Source organism: Actinocrispum wychmicini (assembly GCF_004345645.1).
In the GTDB taxonomy this organism is placed as follows: domain Bacteria; phylum Actinomycetota; class Actinomycetes; order Mycobacteriales; family Pseudonocardiaceae; genus Kibdelosporangium; species Kibdelosporangium wychmicini.
In genome coordinates, this window is the sequence record NZ_SLWS01000001.1 from 1,408,895 (window position 1) to 1,430,309 (window position 21,415).

Consider the following 21,415-nt stretch of genomic DNA (forward strand, 5'->3'; position numbering starts at 1 on the left):
CCTCGTTAACGCAGAAAGCCGCCGTTGTCGAAGTAGTCGTCGTCATTGGGACCAACGGCGGCCGGTGGCCTGGGCCGGCGGTTGGACGGCGGAGGCGGCGGCTGGGTTCCCCGGATTATCGAGTCGTCTTCCTGGCCGTACCCACCACCGCCGGGCCGGTAGTCCTCGGGCGGCGTCTCCGGGTACGCACTGCGCACCTTGTCCACCACGACATGCAAAGCCTCGGTGTCGCCCAGCAACGGCTCGGACACCCGCTGAACCTCGTCCGCGATCCGGCTCTGCGCGGCCGCCACCAACCGAAGCACCTCTTGGGCGACGGCATGCCCGTCACGGTCGCGCAAACTGTTGCCGAGCTCGAGCCCGACCAGGTTGCCCGACGCGTTCACGGTGACCGTGACCTGTCCGTTCATCCCGTGCTGGGTGATCTGGATGTCGCCGAGCTCCTGCTGCATCCGCTCGGCCCGCTGCTCGGTGTCCCGAAGCTTCGTCTCGTACTCGGCCTGCCACTGCTCGCCTGGGGAAGGCATGGTCATGCGCGGAGTATCACAGAGGACAGTGACACCCCGCAGGACATTCGGAAATCGTGGGGTTACCGCTCCACCAGGCCGTCGGGGAGGTCGCGGGGTGGGCGGGGGGCGAGCGGGGTGTCCGCCGGGTAGCCGATCGCGACGGCGCCCAGTGGCTCCCATTCGGTTGGCAGGTCAAGGACTTCGCGGACGATGTCGGCGCAGAAGATCGTGGAGGAGACCCAGCAGGAGCCGATTCCGTCCGCCGCCAGGGCCACCAGGAGGCCTTGGACGGCCGCGCCGCCGGCGATGGTGAACATTGTGCGTTCGGCAGCTGTCCGGTAGGTGTCCGAATAGGTGTGGGAGCCTTCTCGGATCAGGAAGGGGACGACTATTTCCGTTGCGCCGTAAAGTATGTTGCCGCGTTTGACGCGTTTCTCGATCCGTTCCGGGGACCAGCCGTCGGCGGCCAGGTCCGAGCGCCACTTGGTGCGCATGGCGTCCAGGAGGGCGTCTCGGCGGGCGCTGACGTGCACGAACCGGACTGGTCGGGTGTGGTGGGGCGCGGGCGCTGTGAGTGCCACGCTGACCGCTCGCCGGATCGCCTCGGTGGGTACCGGGTCGGTGTTGAAGAACCGCACGGACCGCCGCAGCAGCACGGCTTCCTGACGTCCCTGGGCCAGTGCTTCCTCGGTGCCCAGGCGGAACAGGTCCTCGTCGGCCGGCCGGATCAGGTCGGCGCCGGTCGAGCCGTCGTCCGGACGGCCCAGGCCGCGCACGACCGCCACCGGCATGCCGCCGATCTTGCCTTTCACCAGGTCGGCCGCTCCGGCCACCTCGTCGGCCACGGCGACTTCGGTCACCACCAGTTCGTTGCCCTGCGGGTCGATCTGGCCGGCGTAGCGGTGCAGGACGGGCAGGCCGGAGGCGCCGATGGCGACGTCGGTCTGCCCCACCCGCCAGGCGCGGCCCATGGTGTCGGTGATCACGACCGACACCGAGACGTCCAGCCGGGACTTGAGGCCCGCGCGCAGCGCCGCGGCCGACGCGTCCGGGTTCTCCGGCAGCAGCGCCAGTTCGTCACCGGACACATTGGACGCGTCGATCCCGGACGCGGCCTGGATCAGGCCGAACTTGTTCTCGGTGATGAGGGTCCGGTTCTTCCGTGCGATCACCTTGACCGCCTCGGCCTCGACCAGCCGCCTGCGTTCGGCGTCCCGGGCCACCGGGTCGTGCGGCACGGCCACCAGTCGTCCCTCTACTTTGGACACGACTTTGCTGGTGACCACGACGATGTCGCCGTCCTGCAGCCATGGGGCGGCCGAGGCGATCGCCTCGGCCAGGTCGTCGCCTGGACGGAACTCGGGCAGCCCGGGAACACCCAGGATCTGCACTGCGCCCTGGCCGGCGTGATCACTCATACCGAAAGCCCTGCCATTTCGAAAGCCGCCCGCGCCATCTCCGCGGTCGCGTCCACATCGGTCATCAGCAACGGCACGGCCCGAACGGCGACGTCGGGCACGTCGGCGGTGTCGCCCGTGTGCACGAGCCACGCGTCGAGCACCCCGTCGGCGGAACACTTGCGCGAACCGTAGTACCGGCCCACAGCTTGTGCGCTGGTCTCCACGCCGATCGCCGTCAGGCACGCGTCCGCCATGCCCCGCAACGGTTTCCCGCCGATGATCGGCGAGATCCCGACCACGGTCGCGTCCGTCTTGCGTACCGCGTCCTTCATGCCGGGCACCGCCAACACAGTGCCCACGCTGACCACCGGGTTCGAGGGTGCGAACAGCACGACGTCCGCCTCGGCGACGGCGTCCAGCACACCAGGACCAGGCGCCGCCTCATCGGCCCCGACCGGCACGATCGAATGCGCGGGCAGCTCGGCCCGGTACCGCACCCACCACTCCTGGAAGTGGATCGCCTTGCGCTCACCCTCAGGTGTGTCCACCACCACATGGGTTTCGACGCGGTCGTCGGTCATCGGCAGCAGCCGCACACCAGGCTGCCAGCGATCGCACAACGCCTCGGTCACCGCGGAGAGCGGATAGCCGGCCCGCAGCATCCGGGACCGGACCAGGTGCGTGGCGATGTCCTTGTCGCCCAGCCCGAACCAGGACGGGTCGGCGCCGTACGCGGCCAGCTGCTCCTTGACCACCCACGTCTCGCCCTGCTGGCCCCAGCCGCGGTCGGTGTCGATGCCACCGCCCAGGGTGTACATGCACGTGTCCAGGTCCGGGCAGATCCGCAGGCCGTGCATCCACACGTCGTCACCGGTGTTCACCACGGCGGTGACCGAATGCTCGGACGAGCCGGGACCGACCGGCGGCAGCCCGAGGAGCGCCTTCACACCGAGCAGGAACCGGGCCCCACCGACCCCGCCGACCACAACGACGACCTTCACCACACGATCCTGCCATGAAGGCCCCAATCCCGTCTGGACCAGGGCCTTGATCGCCACCCCTCAGAACTGGGTGATGGGCAGCATGACGGCGTGCCGCAGGTTGACCCGGGCCGGGCGGCTGGTGGCGTACGCCACCAGGTCGGCGATGTCGGCGGCCTCGATGATGCCGGCGTTCTCGATGAAGCTGTCCAGGAACTCCCTGCGGGCCCCGGTGATCTGGTCGCCCAGTTCGGTGGCCACCATGCCGGGCTCGATGTTCGTCACCCGCACACCGAGCGGGCCGAGGGTGGCCCGGAGGTTGTTGGACAGGTGGGTCACCGCGGCCTTGGTCGCGGTGTAGACCTCGTACTCGGGGATCGTCAGGTGCGCCCCGATCGAGGAGATGTTCACCAGGTCGGCGTGGCCGCTCGCGGTGAGGTCCGGGGTGAACGCCCGCATCACCCGCAGCAGGCCCAGCACGTTGGTGTCGATCATCCGCTGCCACTCGGCGGGCGCGTCGTCCTCGACCACCGAGCGCGGGATCATCACACCCGCGTTGTTCACCACCAGGTCGACCTGCCCGATGGCGTCGTGGACGGCCTGGACGGCGGCGGCCACGGACTCGTCGGACGTGACGTCCGCGACCACACCGACCGCCTGTCCGCCATCGGCCTTGATCTTGTCCGCCAGCTCGGTGACCCGCCCGCCGCGCCGCGCCAGCAGCGCCACCTTGGCCCCGTTCGCGGCCAGCACCTGGGCGGTCGCGGCACCGATACCGCTCGCAGCTCCGGTCACAACCGCGGTCCGTCCTGCCAGGTTCTCGTAGTTCGTCATGGCTCAACCGTGCGCTTCCCGGAGCACGGCTGCGAGGCCCCGTTCTACCTGGTCACCGCCAAACTGGTTCTGCTGAGACCACCCTTGGGTGGGCGGCCCGTTGCACACTGGACGGTGTGAGCAACGAGCTGGGTGAGTTCCTGCGGGCGCGGCGGGCGAGGATCGCGCCGGAGTCGGTCGGGCTGCCGCGTGGGGCGCGGCGCCGGGTGCCGGGTCTTCGGCGGGACGAGCTGGCGCGCCTCGCGGGGGTGAGCGTCGAGTACTACACCCGGCTGGAGCAGGGCCGGAGCCCGAACGTGTCGGACTCCGTGTTGGATGCCATCGGCTCGGTGCTGTCCCTGAACGAGACCGAACTGGAGCACCTGCGTACCCTTGTGCGTCCCACGCGGCGCGCGCGCCCGTCGCCGCGCGGGGCATCCAAGGCCACCAAGGTCCGGCCGACCGTGCAGGCCATGCTGGACCAGTTGGACCGGCTGCCCGCGGTCGTCCTCGGGCCGGCGTTGGACGTGCTCGCCTGGAACCGGCTCGCCGACGCGATGTACGACTTCACCGGCAAGGACGACACGAACATGGCCCGGCATGTCTTCCGGGATCCGGACGCCGCCGTGTACTACCCGGAGTGGGACAGGGTCGCCCGGGAGACCGTGGCGAACCTGCGGTTGATGGCGGCCAGGCACCCGGACAACCCGCGGCTGGAGAGCGTGATCGGTGAGCTGGCCATGCACAGCCAGCAGTTCCGGGAGCTGTGGGCACACCACGACGTGATGGAGAAGTCCTTCGGCCACAAGGCCGTCGGGCATCCGCTGGTCGGCCGGATGGACCTGGGGTACGAGACGTTCCCGCTCACCGGGGAGCAGGACATGATCCTGGTGATCTACATGCCGGAGCCCGGTTCGGCGTCGGCCGAGAAGCTGGCGCTGCTGGCCAGTTGGTCAGTTCCAGAACTTGAAGGTCAGCTGGCCGAACGCGGAGTACCCGGCCTGACCCCCGATGGCGCGGAAGGCTGAGTCGATCAGGTCGCTGAACGCCGAGCCGACCTGCGGGATGCCGAGCAGCACCGCGAACAGGATCAGCGGCGCCCACGGCCGCGCCTTGGCGCCGAACGCCTTCGCCTGGTAGGACAGCCACGGTTCGATCGCGCCCCAGCCGTCCAGGCCCGGCAGCGGCAGGATGTTCAGCACGAACGCGAAGATCTGCAGGAACGCCAAATAGGACAGTCCAGCGGCCAGGATGCTGGTGGAGGGATCGGGCGCGACGTAGGTCGTGTTGCCAATCCGCGTCGTCTCGACGAGCGACGGGTCGAAGAAGACCCGGACCGCGACGATGAGCAGCACGCCGATCGCGAGGTTCGTCAACGGTCCGGCGAGTGACACCCACGACTGGACTCGCTTGTTGCGCATCGCGTGCCGGTTGAGCCACACCGCGCCGCCGGGCAGCGGGATGCCGCCGATCAGAAGGAACAGCACGGGCAGCACGATGCTGAAAACCGGATCGGTGTACCGCCGGATGTCCAGGCTGAGGTACCCCTTCGCGCGGACCTCGTAGTCACCGCCGCGGAAGGCGGTGTACGCGTGACCGAACTCGTGCAGGCACAGCGACACCGCCCACCCGCCGAGCACCAGGATCACCACCCCGGCCGTGTAGGCGAACTTGTTGTCCAGGATGGTGAGTGCGCCGCCCGCGATCGTGGCCGCGATCAGGCCGAGGAACAGGGGGCTGGGCCGCACGTTTCGTGTCCGCACCGCACAAGTGTGTCAAGAGCCGGACCGGGCCGAAGATCCGCCCTTCCTGAGATGCGCCTGAGAAATGTCACCCGATCGGTCAGAGAAGCGGCGTTTCCTGGCTGACCGATGTCACCCAGGTGGGTCTTTCGCTTGACCCGCTGGGACTACACAGGTGTAATCACAGAGATGTCATTCGCCTAATGGGAGGGCGAATGGTGTCCGCCGACCGGGGAGTGCGGAAGGCGGGGAGGTGGACGGACATGATGGCTGAAGAAGGGGACCGAGTCGTGGAGTGGGGGGACGCGCCGACCGAGGATCTGGGCGTCCTGGTGCATCTCTTCGACACGGCTGACGACGAGCAGGAGTGGCAGGAGCGCGCGCTGTGCGCGCAGACCGACCCCGAGGCGTTCTTCCCGGAGAAGGGCGGCTCCACCAGGGAGGCCAAGCGGATCTGCCAGGGCTGCGAGGTGCGTTCCGAGTGCCTCGAGTACGCCCTCGGGCACGACGAACGCTTCGGCATCTGGGGCGGCCTGTCCGAGCGGGAGCGCCGCAAGCTGAAGAAACGCGCGATCTAGCTCACCCGAGGCCTGGTCGCGCCGGTCATTTTCGCACCGCAACACGCCCGACATCGCCCCAGGCACATCGCCGCTGAGCCCCGAGCGGAGATGTCGGTCGCGTGGGGCGGGGTGGAAATGATCGGCTGAAGGCGACCAGGCCCGCCCGAGCGAAGCGAGGGCAGTCAAACACCGAGGGGCGGTTAGAGCAGGGTCGGACGATTCCGTACGGTGGTTACCGGCTGGTAAGAGCCGTACGGAGGTGACTGGTTTGACCGCGCGCGGGGCGTCGTTCCCGTCACCTCCGGTGCTGAGGACCGTGCCGGTGCTCGCCGTCCTGGTCTGTCACGACGGCGAGGAGTGGCTTCGGCTCGCGTTGTCGGCGTTGCGACGCAGCACGCCGAGGCCACGGCATGTCGTCGCGGTCGACACCGGTTCCGCTGACGGCACGGCGAAGTTGCTGGCCGCGAGCGGTGATGTGGTGGACGGCGTTCTCACCCTCGGCCGTGGCACCGGTTTCGGCGATGCCGTCCGGGCCGCGGTCGGCCACGCGGTGGAGCGGTGGGGTGACCCCGGCGGATGGATCTGGCTGCTGCACGACGACTGTGCGCCCGAGCCGGACTGCCTGGGGAACTTGTTGACCGCGGCGGAGCTTTCGCCGTCCGCCGGGGTGCTTGGCCCGGTCGCGGTGGACTGGGCGGATCCCCGGCTGGTGGTGGAGGCCGGCCTGTCCATGGACTCATCCGGTCATCGACAGACCGGGATCGGTTCCGGCGAGGTGGTCCACCAGGTCGAGCAGAGCAGCGAGGTGCTCGCGGTGTCGTCGGCCGGCATGCTGGTCCGGCGCGACCTGTTCGACCGGTTGGCGGGATTCGACCCGGCGCTGCCCGGTGTGTTCGACGACGTCGACTTCGGGTGGCGCGCCAACCGTTCCGGAGCGGTGGTCCTGTGCGTGCCGGCGGCGAGAATTCGCCACGCCAGAGCGGCGCGGGTGGCGGGGTCCCGGGCCGCGGGCATCCGGACGTTCCTGGTGAACTGTTCGTTCTTTTCCTACGTCATAGGCATTCCGCGACTGGCCGTGCTGTGTCTGTTGCGTGCCTTGGGGTTCACGCTGATCCGCCGGTTGTCGGCCGCGCGGGACGAGCTGGTGGCGTTGGGCAGGATGCTGGGCGGTCGGCTGCGGATCGCCCGTGCGCGCCGGGCACGGCGGCACCAGCACGGCAATGTCCGTGGGTTGTTCACGAGCCGGTTCACCAGGCTGCGTAACACGGTCCGCGCGGGGATGACCCAGTTCGTGCGCAGGCGGGTGGCGGCCGACGCGGCGTTGGGTCGTCTGCCTGAGGCGCCGGTGTGGGTGCCGCCCGAGGACCTGCCGAAGCCAGTTGGCCCGCAGGCGTTGCCCGCCGGAGCGATGATCCGCGGTCCCCGTCGAACCGCCGGATTGCGCCGGCCACCGAGATCCGTCGCGGTGTCCTTGCCGCGCACCAGACGGCCCAGTCCGCGCCCACGCCCGTCACCGGTACCGCGCGACGGGAGCGCGCCGCAGGTCACGGACCTGATGCTGGTGGAGGTCGATCGCGGCCGGGTGGTCAAGCAGATCCTGCTCGCGCCGCCGCTGGTGCTGGTCCTGGCGTTGCTCGTGGTCACGTTCGCGGTGAACTGGCAGAGGCTCGGCCTGGACATGACCGGCGGCCGGCTGCTGCCGATGCAGGACCCTTGGGGTGAATACCTTTCGGCCTGGCACGCGGTCTCCGGTGGTACGGCGTCGCCCGCACCCGCGGCCCTCGCCGTGTTGGCACTGGTGGGCGGCAAGGCCGGGTTGCTGATGATCGGCGACCTGCCGTTGGCCGGACTCGGCGCCTATCTCGCGACGCGACGGCTGCCTGTGCGGCGGGGCGCTCGTGCGCTTGTCGCCGGGGCGTACGCGTTGGTGCCGCCCGCGTTCACGGCGGTGTCCCAAGGGCGGCTGGACGCCGTCGTCGTGCACATCCTGCTGCCGCCCGTCGTCGCCGGTGTGGTTTCCGTGCTCACCAGGGCTTCACGGTCGTGGCTGTCGGTGGCGGCCGGGTCGTCGCTGGGGCTGGCCGTGATCGGGGCGTTCTCGCCGTTGGTGCACGTGATTGTCCTGGTGTGCGCGTTGGGCGGGTTCGTTCTCGTCGGCGGCCAGCGCGGGGACGGACGGCGGCGCGCGGTCGCGCTGTTCGCGATCGTGTTGCTGCCGTTGGCGTTGCTGCTGCCGTGGCCCGCGGTTGTGTTGCAGCACCCGGAGATCATGTTGCAAGGCGTGGGTGCGCAGGTGCCCGCCACGGGACTCGGCAACGCGGTGTGGCTGGCGGGCGCGCTCGCGCTCATTGTGGTCGTGTGCCTGGTGTGGCGGCCCCGGGCAGGTGCGTTGCCAGGACTGGGTTTGGCGGCGCTGGGGTTCGTCGGCCTGGCCGTGGTGCGTGTCTTCGCCGAGTCGACGGGCTGGGTGGGGACACCGCTGATCGTGGTCGGCTGGGGCGCGCTGTGGGCGTTGGCCGGCGTGAGCGGGACGGGATTCTCCTGGCGCGTCATCATCGCCGGCACCGTGGGCTTGGGGATCTTGGCCGCCGGTGCCTTCGTGTTGCGCGCCGGGCCGCTGACCGCCGGGGACGGGGTACGGCTGGCGTCGTCGCCGGAACACGAGCTGGCCAACACCGCCCGCGGCGTGCTGGTGCTGTCCCGGGGAGCCGATCCGGTCCGTCAGGCGGCCGGCCGGATGCCCCAGTTCGGCGACGACAACCTGGTTCCGGTCGACTCGGCCGAGACCCGGATGCGCCGCTGGGACAGCGATCTCCGCTCGACCGTGCCGGAAACGGCCAAAATCGCGGTCGCCCAAGCGGCGGCCGCTGGAGTCCTTTTCGTCGTCATGCCGGACCAGGCCACCGCCGACGCGCTGGGCAGGACCACGGGAGACCTGGTGTCGCCCGCCGCGTCCACTTCGGACGGACGGCCGATCCTCCGGCTGCAGCCCGCCGCCGGACTGGCCGTGCTGCTGGCCCCTGACCAGGCCAGACTCGCCGTCACCGGCGGAAACCCGCCCACCGCGCTCGGCGCGGGCGGCATCGTGCCGATCGACGCCCAACCCCCGGACGTGGCCGTCCGGGTGTCCGACGGCTCGGACGGACGGCTGCTCGTGGTCGCGGCGGCGGAGGAACCCGGCTGGCGCGCGGAGATCAATGGCCAGCAGGTCCCGGTGGTCCGCGCCTGGGGCGGCCTGGTCGGTGTGGCCGTGCCCGCTCGTGCGGCGGACGTGCACGTGGAGTACTCGTCCACCTTGCGGGCGTTCCTGCTGCTGATCCAAGGCGCTGTGCTGCTTTTCACGCTGATGACCGCGATCCCGGGGCGTCGTCGGACCGGTTGAGAAAGCGGTGCAGCCCGACCCGGACACCCTCGGTGGGCACCGTGCTGGCGAAGCACGCCGCCTCCACCGCGAGGCCCTCGTCGATCGGCAGGTTGATGCCTCGGGTGACCGCGCGCAGGCAGGCCGCCACGGCCGTGGGGGCCTGCCGGACGATCCGGGCGGCCAGGTCCCGCGCCGCGTCGAGCAGTTCGTCGGCCGGGACTACCGTGTTGACCAGGCCGATCTCGGCGGCTCGCGCGGCCGGAATCGGGTCCCCGGTCAGGATCATCTCCAGGCCGCGCTTGCGGCCGACGTGCCGTGGGAGCCGTTGGGAGCCGCCGAACGGCGGCGGGAAGCCGAGGGTGATCTCGGGTTTGGCGAACGTGGCGTGCTCGGCGGCGATCGCGAGCGGCGCGGCCTCGGTCAGCTCGCACCCGCCGCCGTAGGCCAGGCCGTTGACCGCGACGATCACCGGCTTCGGGAACTCCTCGATCCGACGGGTCAGGCCATGGCCGCGCCGGACGATCTCGCGCAGCGCCCGCTCGGTGCCGCCGGCGATGCTCTCGGCCAGGGACGGGATGTCCGCGCCGGCGCTGAACGCCCTGCGGCCGGCACCAGTCAGCACCACCGCGCGGACGTGGTCGTCGGCGTCGACTCGGTCCAGCGCGGCCAGCAGCGCGTCGATTGTCGGGTAGTCCAGGGCGTTGAGCTTCCGCTCCCGGTCGATGGTGATCGTGACGAGCGACTCGTCCTGATCCACGTGGATTGCCATACCCGGAGGCTAGGAGCCTATTCTAGGACGATCCAGTAATTGTCCTAGATACAGGATCCGGCATGCGGCCACCCTCCTACAAGCGCATCGTGGACGAGCTCGCCTCCTCGATCCGAGCGGGGAGGCTGCCGGCAGGTACCCGGCTGCCGGCCCACCGCACGCTGGCCCGCGACCAGCGGATCGCCCTGGCCACGGCCAGCCGCGTCTACGCCGAGTTGGCCGCGATGGGCCTGGTCGTCGGGGAACCCGGCCGCGGCACGTTCGTCCGGGACCTGTCCGGCTTCGACGGGCCGGAGCCGTCTCGCGTCCTGCCGGTGCCGCGTGTGGCTGACCTGTCGTTCAACCAGCCGCTGTCCGTCGGTCAGGCCGACCAGTTACGGCACGCCCTGCGGACCCTGTCGACCTCGGGTGACGTGGAATCCCTGCTGCGCCAACACCCACCGGGCGGGCGACGGCAGGACCGGGCGGTCGTCGCCACCTACCTGCTCGACCGCGGCATCGACACCGCACCGGCGAACGTGTTGCTGGCCAACGGAACCCAGCAGGCGCTCGACACCGTGCTGCGTGCGCTGACCCGGCCCGGCGACGTGCTCGCGGTCGACGCGCTCAGCTACCCCGGCATCACTCTGCTCGCGTCCGTGCACGGACTTGATCTCGCACCTGTCCCTGTCACGGCGTCAGGTCCTGATCTTGAAGCCCTTGATCGACTCTGCCGCAGCCGACCGGTCCGCGCGATCTACACGATTCCCACCGTGCACAACCCGCTGGGCTGGGTGCTGGATGCGGAACAGCGTTCGCGCCTCGTCGACATCGCACGTGACACTGTGATCATCGAGGACGGTACGTACGCGTTCCTGGACTCATCGCCGCCCCCGCCGCTGCAAGCCCTCGCACCTGAGCGCACCTGTTACGTGGGCAGCCTCTCCAAGAACGTTGCGACCGGACTGCGGTTCGGCTTCGCCGTGGTGCCTGAGCAGTACATCGGAGCCGTCACCAGGAGCCTGCGCGCGGCGGCTTGGGGTGCGCCGGCGCTCGTCACCGCGGTCGCCACGGGGTGGCTCGCCGACGGTACGGTCGCGCGGCTGGAGCAGGATCGCCGCGAGGAAGCCGCTGTCCGGCAAGGCATCGCGCGCTCCGCGCTCGCCAGCATGGAGATGACCGCGCACCCGACGTCTTACACCGTATGGCTGGGTCTCGATTCGCACCTGCGCCCGGATCAGGTCGCGGCCGCGCTCGCGGGGGAAGGGATCCTCGTGTCCACCGCTGACGCGTTCGCCACCGGCGCGTACCGGCCGCGCGCACTGCGGCTAGCGTTGGGCACGCCACCGCTGGCGGAGCTGGAGTCCGTTCTGCTCCGCCTGCGCGCCACCGTCGAGGCCATCGCGCCGTGAGTCCTAAGTGGACTGTCAGCCGCCCTCGATCGCGTCCGGGTCGACCCCGAGGTAGTTCGCGACCTGCTCGACGAGCACGTCGTGGACGAGGTCGGCCAGGTCGACGCTGTCCTTCGCGCGCGCCTCCAGCGGGCGGCGGTAGAGCACGATCCGGGCGGACGTCGGGTTGCCCCGGCGGTCCATGCCGGCGGGCACCAGCCGGGCCAGCGGGACACCGCCGTCGGCCAGCACGCCGTCCGGCGGTGGGGCGCCGGGGGTGCGGGTCTCGATCTCCGGGACGTCGTCCACGGCCACGTCCAGCTTGGTCAGCTCGGTCCGCCAGCGCGCCTCGATCGGCTCCAGCGCGTCCAGCACGAGGGCGTCAAACCGCTCGGCCCGGGTGCTCGCCGCCGGCAGTGTCGCCGGGATCAACGGTCCGCGCAGGCCGCGGCCATGCCGGTCCCGGCCGCGGCCGCCTCGGCGGCGCGCTCGGCGGGGCATGACCACACCAACCTCCAGACATGGCGACACGGCGACTAAGAAGAGACGACTAGGAAGAACAGAGTACAAGTGGCCGTGTCCCGGTGTGCCTGCCTGCCCGCCGCCGCGAAACGCGCTATCGTCCACGATCGTGCGGAACGTGCGGCGTTGTTCGCGGACCGGGTGTGTGAATCCGGCTGTTGCGACGCTGACCTACGCCTACGCCGACTCGACGGCCGTTGTCGGGCCCCTGGCCACGTACTCCGAGCCGCACAGCTACGACCTGTGCGAACAGCACGCGCTCCGGCTGACCGCGCCGAAGGGCTGGGAGGTCGTCCGGCACGACGGCGAGTTCGCCGCGCCCGAGCCGTCCCATGACGACCTGACCGCGTTGGCCGAGGCGGTGCGGGAGGCCGGCCGGCCGGACCGGCCGGTGGAGCCGCCGGACCTGAGCAGCCAGAACGGCCGCCGCGGCCACCTGAGGGTGCTGCCCGATCCCGTCGTGGAATAGCCCGTCCAATAGGCTCGGCAGGCGAGTTTCCTGCGATCCCGGGAGAGCCCTGTGCGTGACCTGTCCGCAGTGTTCAAGGCGTACGACATCCGCGGCTTGGTGGGTGAACAGCTCGACAGCGACCTCGTCCGGGAGATCGGCGCCGCGTTCGCGCGGCTGGTCGGTGGCCCCGCGGTGGTCGTGGGCCACGACATGCGTGACTCGTCACCCGGCCTGGCCGGCGCGTTCGCCGAGGGTGTGACGCGGGAAGGCGTCGACGTCGTCAGCATCGGCCTGGCCAGCACGGACATGCTCTACTTCGGGTCCGGCAACCTCAACCTGCCCGGCGCCATGTTCACCGCCAGCCACAACCCGGCCGCCTACAACGGGATCAAGCTCTGCCGCGCGGGTGCCGCCCCGGTCGGCCAGGACAGCGGGCTGTCGGACATCAGGGCGGACGTCGAGCGCGGCATGCCGGAGTCGGGTGCGACGCACGGCGCCGTCGACGAGAAGACCATGCTGGACGCGTACGCCGCGTACCTGAACAAGCTCGTCGACCTGTCCGCGATCCGGCCGCTGAAGGTCGTGGTGGACGCGGGCAACGGGATGGGCGGCTACACCGTGCCGAAGGTGTTCGAGGGCCTGCCGGTCGAGATCGTCCCGATGTACTTCGAGCTGGACGGCAGCTTCCCGAACCACGAGGCCAACCCGCTCGACCCGGCCAACATCGTCGACCTGCAGGCCAAGGTCCGCGAGGTCGGCGCGGACGCCGGCGTGGCGTTCGACGGCGACGCCGACCGCTGCTTCGTGGTCGACGAGAACGGCGACCCGGTGTCGCCCAGTTCGATCACCGCCCTGGTCGCCACCCGTGAGCTGGCCAAGGAGCCGGGCGCGACGGTCATCTACAACCTGATCACCTCCAAGGCCGTCCCGGAGATCGTCGGCGAGCACGGCGGAACACCCGTCCGCACCCGCGTCGGCCACTCGTTCATCAAGCAGGAGATGGCCCGGACCGGCGCGATCTTCGGCGGCGAGCACTCGGCGCACTACTACTTCCGGGACTTCTGGCGGGCCGACACCGGCATGCTGGCCGCGTTGCACGTGCTGGCCGCGCTCGGTGAGCAGGACGGCCCGCTGTCCGCGTTGACGAGCGAGTATGCCCGCTATGCCGCCTCCGGTGAGATCAACTCCACAGTCGACGACCAGGACGGACGCATGCGGGCGGTGCGCGCGGCGTTCGGTGGCCGCGACGGCGTCACCATCGACGAGTTGGACGGTCTCACTGTCGAGCTGCCCGGCGGCGCCTGGTTCAACCTGCGTCCGTCGAACACCGAGCCGCTGTTGCGGCTTAACGTGGAGGCCAGGGACGCCGACGCGGTGGCCGCTCTGCGCGACGAGGTGCTCGCTCTGGTGCGGGATTGAGCCACACTGGACGTGAGCAGAGGAGGAAAGCGTGGCCGTAGAGCTTGATCAGCGGTTGCTGGAGATCTTGGCGTGCCCGTCGGACGACCACGCGCCGCTGAGGCCCGGCACCCCGGACGACCCGGACGCGGACGTCCTCACCTGCACTTCCTGCGGTCGCCGATACCCGGTGACCGATGGGATCCCGGTGCTGCTGCTGGACGAAGCGACAGAGTCCCCCACCGTGGGCGAGTGAGTCCCGATGCCCGACGACACCTTGCTGGACGACCCGGCCAGGCTGACCGAGGCGGACACCGAGGGCCTGCTGCGGGCCGCCGCGCAGGCCGGCGCCCAGGTCCGGTCGGTCATCGAGATAGCCGGTGAGCTCGGCGTGCCCGGCGGCCTGCGGGACTTCCGGCCGCGGGCGTTGATCCTGGTCACCCGGCCGGGCGACGGTCGGGCCATCGTCGACCTGCTGTCCGCCCTGCTCGGGCCGACGTGTCCGGTGCCGGTGGTGATCACCGACGAGGTGCCCGCCTGGGTGGGCCCACTGGACGTGGTGATCGCGCACACCGAGGACCCGGGCGACCGCGTGCTGGCCGAGTCGGTCGGCCGGGCGACTCGGTACGGCGCCACCACCGTGCTCACCGCGCCCCCGGAAGGCCCGGTGGCGGCCGCGGGCGCCGGGAAGGCGTTCCTGCTGCCGCCGCGGGTGCCTGTGCCGCCCGGGTTCGCGTTCCCGCGCGCCCTGGCCACCGGCCTGTTCACGGTCCGGACGCTGGGGCTGCTGAGCACCGATCTCGAGGTCCTCGCCGACGAATTGGACAAAGAAGCCGAAAAAGGACATCTCGCGCACGAGTCGTTCGTCAACCCGGCGAAGTCTCTCGCGCTGCGGCTGACCGACCGGGTGCCGCTACTGTGGGGTTTGGACCCGGCGGGAACCGCCGTGGCCCATCACGCGCGGCACGTACTCGCCGCGCATGCGGGGTACGTCTGCGACGTGGGCTCATATGCCGACGCCCAGACCAGGTTCGCCCTGCATCGGGCGGCCGTTCGGGCCACCAGCGGTCAGGGTATTTTCGACGACCCGGACGACTACGTGGGTGACCCGACCGCGATGCTGCGGGTGCAGCTGCTGGCGATCGCGGCCGGACCGGCGGCGGACGTGGCGCGACACATGGCCGCGGACTCGTTGCCGGGTGGGGACGTGCTGGTCCCGGCCGAGGAGGTGGGCGCCGACGAGTCCACCCGGGCCGCGGTGCTCGCGCTGCGGTTCGAGCTGGCAGCGCTGTACCTGGGGCTGGCGGCCGGCACCATCGGCGGGTCAGGACGGTACGCGCCCGCCGGGGTGTGACGCGGGGCAGACGCCGACCGGCGGCTGAAACGAGGAGATGGGTTCAAGAGTGGAGTTGCTGCGCAACGCTGTGCGGCCCTATGCATGGGGGTCGCGCACGACCATCGCGGAGTTGCTGGGGCGGCCGGTACCGGCGCCGCACCCGGAGGCCGAACTGTGGATGGGCGCGCACCCCGGTGACCCCTCACACCTCGGTGACCGGTCCCTGCTGGCGGTCGTCGACGCCGACCCGGTGGGCCAGCTGGGCGCGGACTGCGCCGACCGGTGGGGCAACCGGCTGCCGTTCCTGATGAAGATCCTCGCCGCCGAGGAGGCGTTGAGCCTGCAGGCGCACCCGTCCGCCGCGCAGGCCCGCGAGGGCTACGCCCGCGAGGAGTCGTTGGGCATCCCACGGGACGCGAAGAACCGCAACTACCCGGACCCGACCGCCAAACCCGAGCTGGTGTGCGCGCTGACCGAGTTCCACGCGCTGGCCGGGTTCCGCGACCCGCACCGGACGGTCCGGCTGCTGCGCGAGCTGGAGACCCCGGGGATGGCCGTGTACACCGACCTGCTGGCCGGCCAGCCGGACGCGGACGGCCTGCGTGCGCTGTTCACGACGTGGATCACCCTGCCCCAGCCGGCCCTGGACACCCTGCTGCCGGAGCTGCTGGACGCGTGCGTCCTGCACGTGAAGGACCACGGCGAGTTCGACCTGGAGTGTCGTACGGTCCTTGAGCTCGGCGAAGCCCACGACGGCGACGCGGGTGTGCTGGCGGTGTTGCTGCTGAACAGGGTCGTTCTGGCCCCTGGCGAGGCGATCTACCTGCCGGCCGGGAACCTGCACACGTACCTGCACGGCACGGCCGTGGAGATCCTGGCGAACTCCGACAACATCCTGCGCGGCGGGCTCACACCGAAGCACGTGGACGTGCCGGAGCTGCTGCGTGTCCTGGACTTCACGTCCGCCGACATGCCCGTCCAACGCGGCACGGCGGTGGCGCCGCGGATGTGGCGTTATCCGACCGACGCCCCGGAGTTCGAGCTGTCCCGGCTGGAATGGGCGCCCGATGAGACGGACGAAGTGCTGTTGTCCAGCACGGGGCCGCAGATCATGATCTGTACCGCCGGGGCGGCCACGTGCGAGTCCGAAGGCCGGAAGGTCGAGCTGGGCCGGGGCGAGTCGGTGTGGTCGGCGGCCCATGACCCGGCCGTTCGGGTGACCCCGGTGCCCGGCGTCCGAACCCAGCTCTTCCGGGCCACCGCCGGCGGTTAGGGTTTGTCCGGACATACCGGACGCTAGGGGAGGGCACGTGTCAGCAAGCGGCGGCACCAAGGCGATCATCGCCGCGCTGGCGGCGAACGCGGGCATCGCGGTGGCCAAGTTCGTCGGCTTCCTGATCACCGGGTCCTCGTCGATGCTCGCCGAGTCCGTGCACTCGCTCGCCGACACCTCCAACCAGGGCCTGCTGCTGCTGGGGCAGAAGACGTCGCGACGCAAGGCGGACCGCGAGCACCCGTTCGGCTACGGCCGCGACCGGTACTTCTACTCGTTCATCGTCGCCCTGATGCTGTTCACCCTCGGCGCGGTGTTCGCGCTGTACGAGGGGATCCACAAGGTCCAGGCGCCGGAGCCGCTGGAGTCGCCGATCGTCGCGGTGATCATCCTGGTGGTCGCGGTCGTCCTGGAGGGCTTCAGCTTCCGGACCGCGATCAGCGAGTCCCGGCAGACCAAGGGCACCGCGACGTGGTGGCAGTACATCCGCCAGTCCCGCGCGCCGGAGCTGCCCGTCGTGCTGCTTGAGGACGCGGGCGCGCTGCTGGGCCTGGTGTTCGCGCTGATCGGTGTCGGCCTGGCGATGATCACCGGCGACCCGGTGTGGGATGGCATCGGCACGATCATGATCGGTGTCCTGCTGGGGATCATCGCGGTCATCCTGATCGTCGAGATGAAGAGCCTGCTGATCGGCGAGGGCGCCACCCCGGCCGAACTGGACACGATCTGCGACGAGCTGGCCGCCGGCCGGGTCGAGCGGGTCATCCACATCCGCACCCAGTACCTGGGCCCGGACGAGCTGCTCGTGGCCGCGAAGATCGCCCTGTCGCCCGGCCTGGCCACCGAGGACATCGCCCAGGCCATCGACGACGCCGAACTGCGGGTCCGCTCGAAGGTCCCAGCGGCCCGGCTCATCTATCTCGAACCCGACCTGGACCGTGTTTGATCGTCCTCGCTCCGCTCGGACAGGCTTGGCCGCCTGAAGCCGGCCATTTCCACCCCGCCCCACGCGACCGACATCTTCGCTTGGGGCGGTCACCAGCTTGGCCGGGGCGATGTCGGGCGTGTTGCGGGGTGTAAATGACCGGCGCGGCCAAGCGGCCGGGAACTTGGTCGACCAGCACGTCCTGATCACACATCCCCGGTCGCACCCCGTAGTGTCGTGGTCACGCGATGATTGGGGGCAAGGATGCCAGGGGTCGGGTTGTGGCGGACCAAGTCGGTTGAGCAGTCGATGTCGGACACCGACGAACCGGACAGCAAGCTTCGGAGAGACCTGTCCGCGTGGGACCTGACGGTGTTCGGTGTCGCCGTGGTCATCGGGGCCGGCATCTTCACGTTGACCGCCCGGACGGCCGGTGACTTCGCCGGTCCGTCGGTGGCGTTGGCGTTCGTGCTCGCGGCGGTCGCGTGTGCTTTGGCCGCGTTGTGCTACGCGGAGTTCGCGTCGACGGTTCCGGTGGCTGGGAGCGCGTACACGTTCTCGTACGCCACTTTCGGCGAGCTGATCGCCTGGATCATCGGCTGGGACCTGGTGCTGGAGTTCGCGGTCGGCGCGGCGGCGGTGGCCAAGGGATGGTCGGCGTACCTGCAGGTGGTCCTCGGATACATCTTCGGCGACGGCGTCTCCACCATCGCGCACGTGGCCGGACTGGAGATCGACTGGGGCGCGCTGCTGCTGGTGGTCGTGCTGGCGGCGCTGCTGACGTTGGGCACCAAGCTGTCGTCCCGGGTGAGCCTGGTGATCACCGGGATCAAGGTCGCCATCGTGCTGTTCGTGATCTTCTTCGGGATCGCGTACATCAAGGCACAGAACTACACCCCGTTCGTGCCACCCCAGGCGCCCCCGACCGCGACGTCCAGCACAGGCATTGACCAGACGGTGTTCTCGTTGCTGGCCGGCGGCGCGGACAGCACGTACGGCATCTTCGGGTTGCTGGCCGCCGCCTCCTTGGTGTTCTTCGCGTTCATCGGCTTCGACGTGGTGGCGACGACCGCGGAGGAGACGAGGAACCCGCAGAAGGCGGTGCCGCGCGGAATCCTGGGCTCGCTCGCCATCGTGACCGTGCTGTACGTGTCGGTTTCCCTTGTGGTGGTGGGCATGCTGCCGTACGGCAAGCTGGCGACCAACGCGGCCCCGGCCGGCCGCAAGACACTGGCGACGGCGTTCTCGGCCAACGGGGTCGACTGGGCCGCCAACGTGATCTCGATCGGCGCCCTCGCCGGCCTGACCACGGTCGTCATGGTGCTGATCCTCGGCCAGGTCCGGATCGTGTTCGCGATGTCCCGTGACGGCCTGCTGCCCAGAAGCCTGTCCAGGACAGGAAACCGCGGCACCCCGGCGCGCGCGACGGTCATCATCGCCGCGCTGGTCGCCGTGGCGGCCGGCTTCTTCGCGGCGGACAAACTTGAGGAAATGGTGAACGTCGGCACCTTGTTCGCGTTCATCCTGGTCTCCGCCGGGGTCTGGATCCTCCGCCGGACCCGGCCGGACCTGGAACGTGGATTCCGGGTCCCGTGGGTCCCGCTGATCCCGATCCTGGCGATCCTGGCCTGTCTGTGGCTGATGCTGAACCTGTCGGTGCTGACCTGGATCCGGTTCGCCGTCTGGATGCTCCTCGGCTTCATCGTGTACTTCACCTACAGCCGAAGGAACTCCGTGCTGGGCAAACGCCTGTCGGCCGAGAACTTCTTGTGATCTAACGGCGGGCACGCAGAATGCTTTGGTACACGGCGTCCACGGGCCAGGCGAGCCGTGGGTTGGTGTCGATGACGGGAGCGCACGGCAGTCGCTGTTTCCGCGCGAGCGGTCTGAGCCTGTTCCCGGCGTCGAACACCGCGTTCAGCAAGGCGAACAGGGCACTCGCGCGGGGATCGGACAGGTCGTCTTCGTCCGCCGCGGCGAACATCTCGTTGACGTAACTGGTGTGCGCGATCGGAAGTTCGTGTGCCCGCAGTCGGTCTCGCATCCGCTTGTGAATCGTGGCGCACTCGCGGCCCACCCACTGGGCCGGTCGCACTCGGCGCGTCGGAACCAGCGCAGCCGGCTGACGATCTCCGAGTCGTGATGCGCCATCAGGAACAGGTGCTCGGCCAGGGTGAGACGGGTGGGTGCCAGCTGCCGGGCGCGGTCGACGTCGAGCGAGTCCGGGTCCACCGGTCGTACGGACAGCAGGATTCCCGGCCGCTCCAGCCAGTACAGGCGGTACGGACCGGGTGGCGGCAGAGGTGGGGTTCCCTCGGGCGCCCGGATCCGAGTCGAACCCGTCACCGCTGTGTCGCTGTTGGTGATCCTGCCCACCGCGTTGGTGACCCGCTTCGAGGCGAAGCCGGCGACCATCTGGCGGTGGTGCCGGCGGCGGACAACGGCGACCACTGCGGGGACCGGCATCCACCACGCGGTGAGCAGCGCCAGGACGACCGCTCCCTGGACACCCCAGCGGAACGCCGCCACCTCCATGAACAGCCAGAGCACCAGCAGCGTCGTGGCCACACTGAGCAGGCGCTTTCGCGAAGTCACGACCATCGCCCGCTGCAGCGGGGTCAGCCGGCCTTGGGCGTTGACCTGGCACGTCTCCGGGTCGGTCCACGACCACCCCGCGGCCGGTCGCTCTGACATGCCGTCACCCCTGATGGACAATCCCGTTGTGCTGATCGCGTGTCTCGACGTCGGGTCGACCTGGACCAAGGGTGCTCTCGTTTCCGCCGAGGGGGAACTCCTCGCCACCGCGCAGCACGCCACCACCCCGCCCGAAGTCCTGGACGGCATGGGCGAGGTCCTCGCCGCGATGGGCGCCCACGACGAGGTCCTGGTCTGTTCCTCGGCGGGTGGCGGCCTGCGGCTGGCCGTGGTCGGTCAGGAACGGCTGATCAGCGCCGAGGCCGGGTATCGGGTCGCGTTGTCCGCTGGTGCCAAGGTCGTGCACGTCTCCGCCGGTGAACTCGATGGCGCGGGCATCAGGGAGCTGCGGGCCGCCAAGCCGGACGTGATCCTGCTTGTCGGCGGCACCGACGGCGGCGACACCAAGGTCCTCCTGCACAACGCCAGCGCTCTGGCCCGCAACCGGCTCCGGCCGCCGATCGTCCTCGCCGGCAACGTCAAGGCCCAGGCGGACGCTCTGGACCTGTTGCGGGAGCGGACTGTTGTCGCCACCGAGAACGTTCTCCCCGATGTGGGGGAGCTCGCGCCCGGCCCGGCCCGCACAGCCATCCGGGACGTCTTCCTGCGGCACGTCATCGGCGGGAAGGGCCTGTCCAGGGGGCCACGGTTCCGTGGCATGGTCAGCGCCGTCACGCCGGACGCCGTCCTCACGGGGGTGTCCCAACTTGCCGCCGTCCAGGGTGACGACGGGGCGGTCCTGGTGATCGACGTCGGTGGTGCGACCACGGACGTGTACTCGGCGGTGTCCACACAGGACGATGAGCGACGGGCTGTCGCGTTGCCCGCGGACCGGCGCACGGTCGAAGGCGACATCGGCATGCGGTGGTCCGCGCCCGGAATTGTCCAGGAGGCGGCGGCACAACGACTCATCGCGCCAGGAGAACTCCACGAGGAAGCCGGCTATCGGGCCAGGACTGTCGACTTCATTCCCCTGACACCCGCTGATTTCAGAATCGACCTGAAGTTGGCGGGTTTGGCGGCGGTCATTGCCGTCCGTCGTCATCTAACACTGTTAGAGAACCGGCTGGGGCCGAAAGGCGCCGGGCTCATTGTGTTGTCCGGCGGGGTTTTCCGGCACGCGGACGACCTTTCCGCGGTTTTCGACGAGCTGCGCGCCGATCCCGTACTCCGGCCGGTTCTGCGCAACGCGCGAGTTGTCGTCGACCGTCACTATGTTCTCGCGCCCGCGGGTTTGCTGACTCAGGCGGACCGTACCGAAGCCGCGCGGCGGCTGCTGGTAACACTTGGCCGCGATTGACGGTCCGTC

The 21,415-nt window shown here is 70.1% G+C and carries 20 protein-coding genes; 12 read left to right on the plus strand and 8 right to left on the minus strand.

Annotated elements, in window-relative coordinates:
- Window positions 1-5 precede the first annotated feature (5 nt).
- The 4 genes from EV192_RS07160 to EV192_RS07175 are packed head-to-tail and all read right to left on the minus strand — an operon-like array spanning window position 6 to window position 3,723.
- Entirely contained in the window at window positions 6-533 is a 528-nt protein-coding gene (locus tag EV192_RS07160; protein WP_165960234.1) for a YbaB/EbfC family nucleoid-associated protein, read from the minus strand.
- Between the two features lie 56 nt (window positions 534-589).
- Complete coding sequence (locus EV192_RS07165) at window positions 590-1,927, minus strand: coenzyme F420-0:L-glutamate ligase (protein WP_132112219.1); 1,338 nt, start codon at window positions 1,925-1,927, stop codon at window positions 590-592.
- Window positions 1,924-2,910 (minus strand): 2-phospho-L-lactate transferase, encoded by a 987-nt coding sequence (gene cofD / locus EV192_RS07170; RefSeq protein WP_132112221.1) that lies wholly within the window; start codon window positions 2,908-2,910, stop codon window positions 1,924-1,926. The genes EV192_RS07165 and cofD overlap by 4 nt, the downstream gene beginning before the upstream one ends.
- A gap of 60 nt (window positions 2,911-2,970) precedes the next feature.
- Window positions 2,971-3,723 carry an SDR family oxidoreductase gene (locus tag EV192_RS07175; RefSeq protein WP_132112223.1) on the minus strand — a complete coding sequence of 251 codons (753 nt, stop codon included), beginning with the start codon at window positions 3,721-3,723 and terminating at the stop codon, window positions 2,971-2,973.
- Between the two features lie 116 nt (window positions 3,724-3,839).
- Here EV192_RS07175 and EV192_RS07180 point away from each other — a divergent pair, with 116 nt between their 5' ends.
- Window positions 3,840-4,730 carry a helix-turn-helix transcriptional regulator gene (locus EV192_RS07180; RefSeq protein ID WP_132112225.1) on the plus strand — a complete coding sequence of 297 codons (891 nt, stop codon included), beginning with the start codon at window positions 3,840-3,842 and terminating at the stop codon, window positions 4,728-4,730.
- On the opposite strand, the gene EV192_RS07185 is transcribed toward EV192_RS07180, so the two are convergent.
- Window positions 4,656-5,465: a site-2 protease family protein gene (locus tag EV192_RS07185; RefSeq protein WP_132112227.1), complete on the minus strand. Its 810-nt coding sequence runs from the start codon at window positions 5,463-5,465 to the stop codon at window positions 4,656-4,658. The two genes, EV192_RS07180 and EV192_RS07185, sit on opposite strands and share 75 nt — an antisense overlap.
- Window positions 5,466-5,707: 242 nt before the next feature.
- Here EV192_RS07185 and EV192_RS07190 point away from each other — a divergent pair, with 242 nt between their 5' ends.
- Both EV192_RS07190 and EV192_RS07195 read left to right on the plus strand, forming a co-directional pair.
- Window positions 5,708-6,022, plus strand: coding sequence for a WhiB family transcriptional regulator (locus EV192_RS07190; protein WP_132112229.1), 315 nt, complete (start codon window positions 5,708-5,710; stop codon window positions 6,020-6,022).
- A gap of 250 nt (window positions 6,023-6,272) precedes the next feature.
- Window positions 6,273-9,386, plus strand: coding sequence for a glycosyltransferase family 2 protein (locus EV192_RS07195; RefSeq protein WP_243726671.1), 3,114 nt, complete (start codon window positions 6,273-6,275; stop codon window positions 9,384-9,386).
- Here EV192_RS07195 and EV192_RS07200 read toward each other — a convergent pair.
- On the minus strand, window positions 9,343-10,137 hold the full coding sequence (locus tag EV192_RS07200; protein ID WP_132112231.1) for an enoyl-CoA hydratase-related protein: 795 nt from the start codon (window positions 10,135-10,137) through the stop codon (window positions 9,343-9,345). The two genes, EV192_RS07195 and EV192_RS07200, sit on opposite strands and share 44 nt — an antisense overlap.
- Before the next feature lie 62 nt (window positions 10,138-10,199).
- On the opposite strand from EV192_RS07200, the gene EV192_RS07205 reads away from it, so the two are divergent.
- A complete protein-coding gene (locus EV192_RS07205; protein ID WP_132112233.1) occupies window positions 10,200-11,528 on the plus strand; it encodes an aminotransferase-like domain-containing protein in 1,329 nt (442 codons plus the stop codon).
- 15 nt (window positions 11,529-11,543) lie between these two features.
- Here the strand turns inward: EV192_RS07205 and EV192_RS07210 are convergent, their stop codons facing one another.
- Window positions 11,544-12,008, minus strand: coding sequence for a metallopeptidase family protein (locus EV192_RS07210; RefSeq protein ID WP_132112235.1), 465 nt, complete (start codon window positions 12,006-12,008; stop codon window positions 11,544-11,546).
- Between the two features lie 130 nt (window positions 12,009-12,138).
- On the opposite strand from EV192_RS07210, the gene EV192_RS07215 reads away from it, so the two are divergent.
- The 7 genes from EV192_RS07215 (at window position 12,139) to EV192_RS07245 (ending at window position 19,185) form a co-directional block, all read left to right on the plus strand.
- Complete coding sequence (locus EV192_RS07215) at window positions 12,139-12,498, plus strand: DUF3499 domain-containing protein (RefSeq protein ID WP_132112237.1); 360 nt, start codon at window positions 12,139-12,141, stop codon at window positions 12,496-12,498.
- Between the two features lie 51 nt (window positions 12,499-12,549).
- Window positions 12,550-13,899 carry a phosphomannomutase/phosphoglucomutase gene (locus EV192_RS07220; RefSeq protein WP_132112239.1) on the plus strand — a complete coding sequence of 450 codons (1,350 nt, stop codon included), beginning with the start codon at window positions 12,550-12,552 and terminating at the stop codon, window positions 13,897-13,899.
- A 31-nt stretch (window positions 13,900-13,930) separates the two neighbouring features.
- A complete protein-coding gene (locus tag EV192_RS07225; protein ID WP_132112241.1) occupies window positions 13,931-14,134 on the plus strand; it encodes a Trm112 family protein in 204 nt (67 codons plus the stop codon).
- A gap of 6 nt (window positions 14,135-14,140) precedes the next feature.
- Complete coding sequence (locus EV192_RS07230; RefSeq protein WP_132112243.1) at window positions 14,141-15,232, plus strand: SIS domain-containing protein; 1,092 nt, start codon at window positions 14,141-14,143, stop codon at window positions 15,230-15,232.
- Window positions 15,233-15,281: 49 nt separating this feature from the next.
- Entirely contained in the window at window positions 15,282-16,487 is a 1,206-nt protein-coding gene (gene manA / locus EV192_RS07235) for a mannose-6-phosphate isomerase, class I (protein ID WP_132113121.1), read from the plus strand.
- 37 nt (window positions 16,488-16,524) lie between these two features.
- The gene (locus EV192_RS07240) at window positions 16,525-17,433 is read left to right on the plus strand and encodes a cation diffusion facilitator family transporter (protein WP_132112245.1); all 909 of its coding nucleotides are present in this window, start codon (window positions 16,525-16,527) and stop codon (window positions 17,431-17,433) included.
- A 243-nt stretch (window positions 17,434-17,676) separates the two neighbouring features.
- Window positions 17,677-19,185: an amino acid permease gene (locus EV192_RS07245; protein ID WP_132112247.1), complete on the plus strand. Its 1,509-nt coding sequence runs from the start codon at window positions 17,677-17,679 to the stop codon at window positions 19,183-19,185.
- A 144-nt stretch (window positions 19,186-19,329) separates the two neighbouring features.
- On the opposite strand, the gene EV192_RS07255 is transcribed toward EV192_RS07245, so the two are convergent.
- Window positions 19,330-20,106, minus strand: coding sequence for a hypothetical protein (locus EV192_RS07255; RefSeq protein WP_132112251.1), 777 nt, complete (start codon window positions 20,104-20,106; stop codon window positions 19,330-19,332).
- A gap of 13 nt (window positions 20,107-20,119) precedes the next feature.
- Between EV192_RS07255 and EV192_RS07260 the strand changes: the two genes are divergently transcribed.
- Window positions 20,120-21,406, plus strand: coding sequence for a glutamate mutase L (locus EV192_RS07260; RefSeq protein ID WP_243726672.1), 1,287 nt, complete (start codon window positions 20,120-20,122; stop codon window positions 21,404-21,406).
- Window positions 21,407-21,415: the final 9 nt, after the last annotated feature.

What these genes read in the sequence shown, in the direction of transcription:
- EV192_RS07260 (WP_243726672.1), top strand. Translation starts at nt 20,120, where the DNA reads ATGGACAATCCCGTTGTGCTGATCGCGTGTCTCGACGTCGGGTCGACC.
- EV192_RS07200 (WP_132112231.1), bottom strand. Translation starts at nt 10,137, where the DNA reads ATGGCAATCCACGTGGATCAGGACGAGTCGCTCGTCACGATCACCATC.
- EV192_RS07230 (WP_132112243.1), top strand. Translation starts at nt 14,141, where the DNA reads ATGCCCGACGACACCTTGCTGGACGACCCGGCCAGGCTGACCGAGGCG.
- EV192_RS07255 (WP_132112251.1), bottom strand. Translation starts at nt 20,106, where the DNA reads ATGTCAGAGCGACCGGCCGCGGGGTGGTCGTGGACCGACCCGGAGACG.
- EV192_RS07245 (WP_132112247.1), top strand. Translation starts at nt 17,677, where the DNA reads ATGCCAGGGGTCGGGTTGTGGCGGACCAAGTCGGTTGAGCAGTCGATG.
- EV192_RS07165 (WP_132112219.1), bottom strand. Translation starts at nt 1,927, where the DNA reads ATGAGTGATCACGCCGGCCAGGGCGCAGTGCAGATCCTGGGTGTTCCC.
- EV192_RS07190 (WP_132112229.1), top strand. Translation starts at nt 5,708, where the DNA reads ATGATGGCTGAAGAAGGGGACCGAGTCGTGGAGTGGGGGGACGCGCCG.
- EV192_RS07175 (WP_132112223.1), bottom strand. Translation starts at nt 3,723, where the DNA reads ATGACGAACTACGAGAACCTGGCAGGACGGACCGCGGTTGTGACCGGA.
- EV192_RS07160 (WP_165960234.1), bottom strand. Translation starts at nt 533, where the DNA reads ATGACCATGCCTTCCCCAGGCGAGCAGTGGCAGGCCGAGTACGAGACG.
- EV192_RS07205 (WP_132112233.1), top strand. Translation starts at nt 10,200, where the DNA reads ATGCGGCCACCCTCCTACAAGCGCATCGTGGACGAGCTCGCCTCCTCG.
- EV192_RS07210 (WP_132112235.1), bottom strand. Translation starts at nt 12,008, where the DNA reads ATGCCCCGCCGAGCGCGCCGCCGAGGCGGCCGCGGCCGGGACCGGCAT.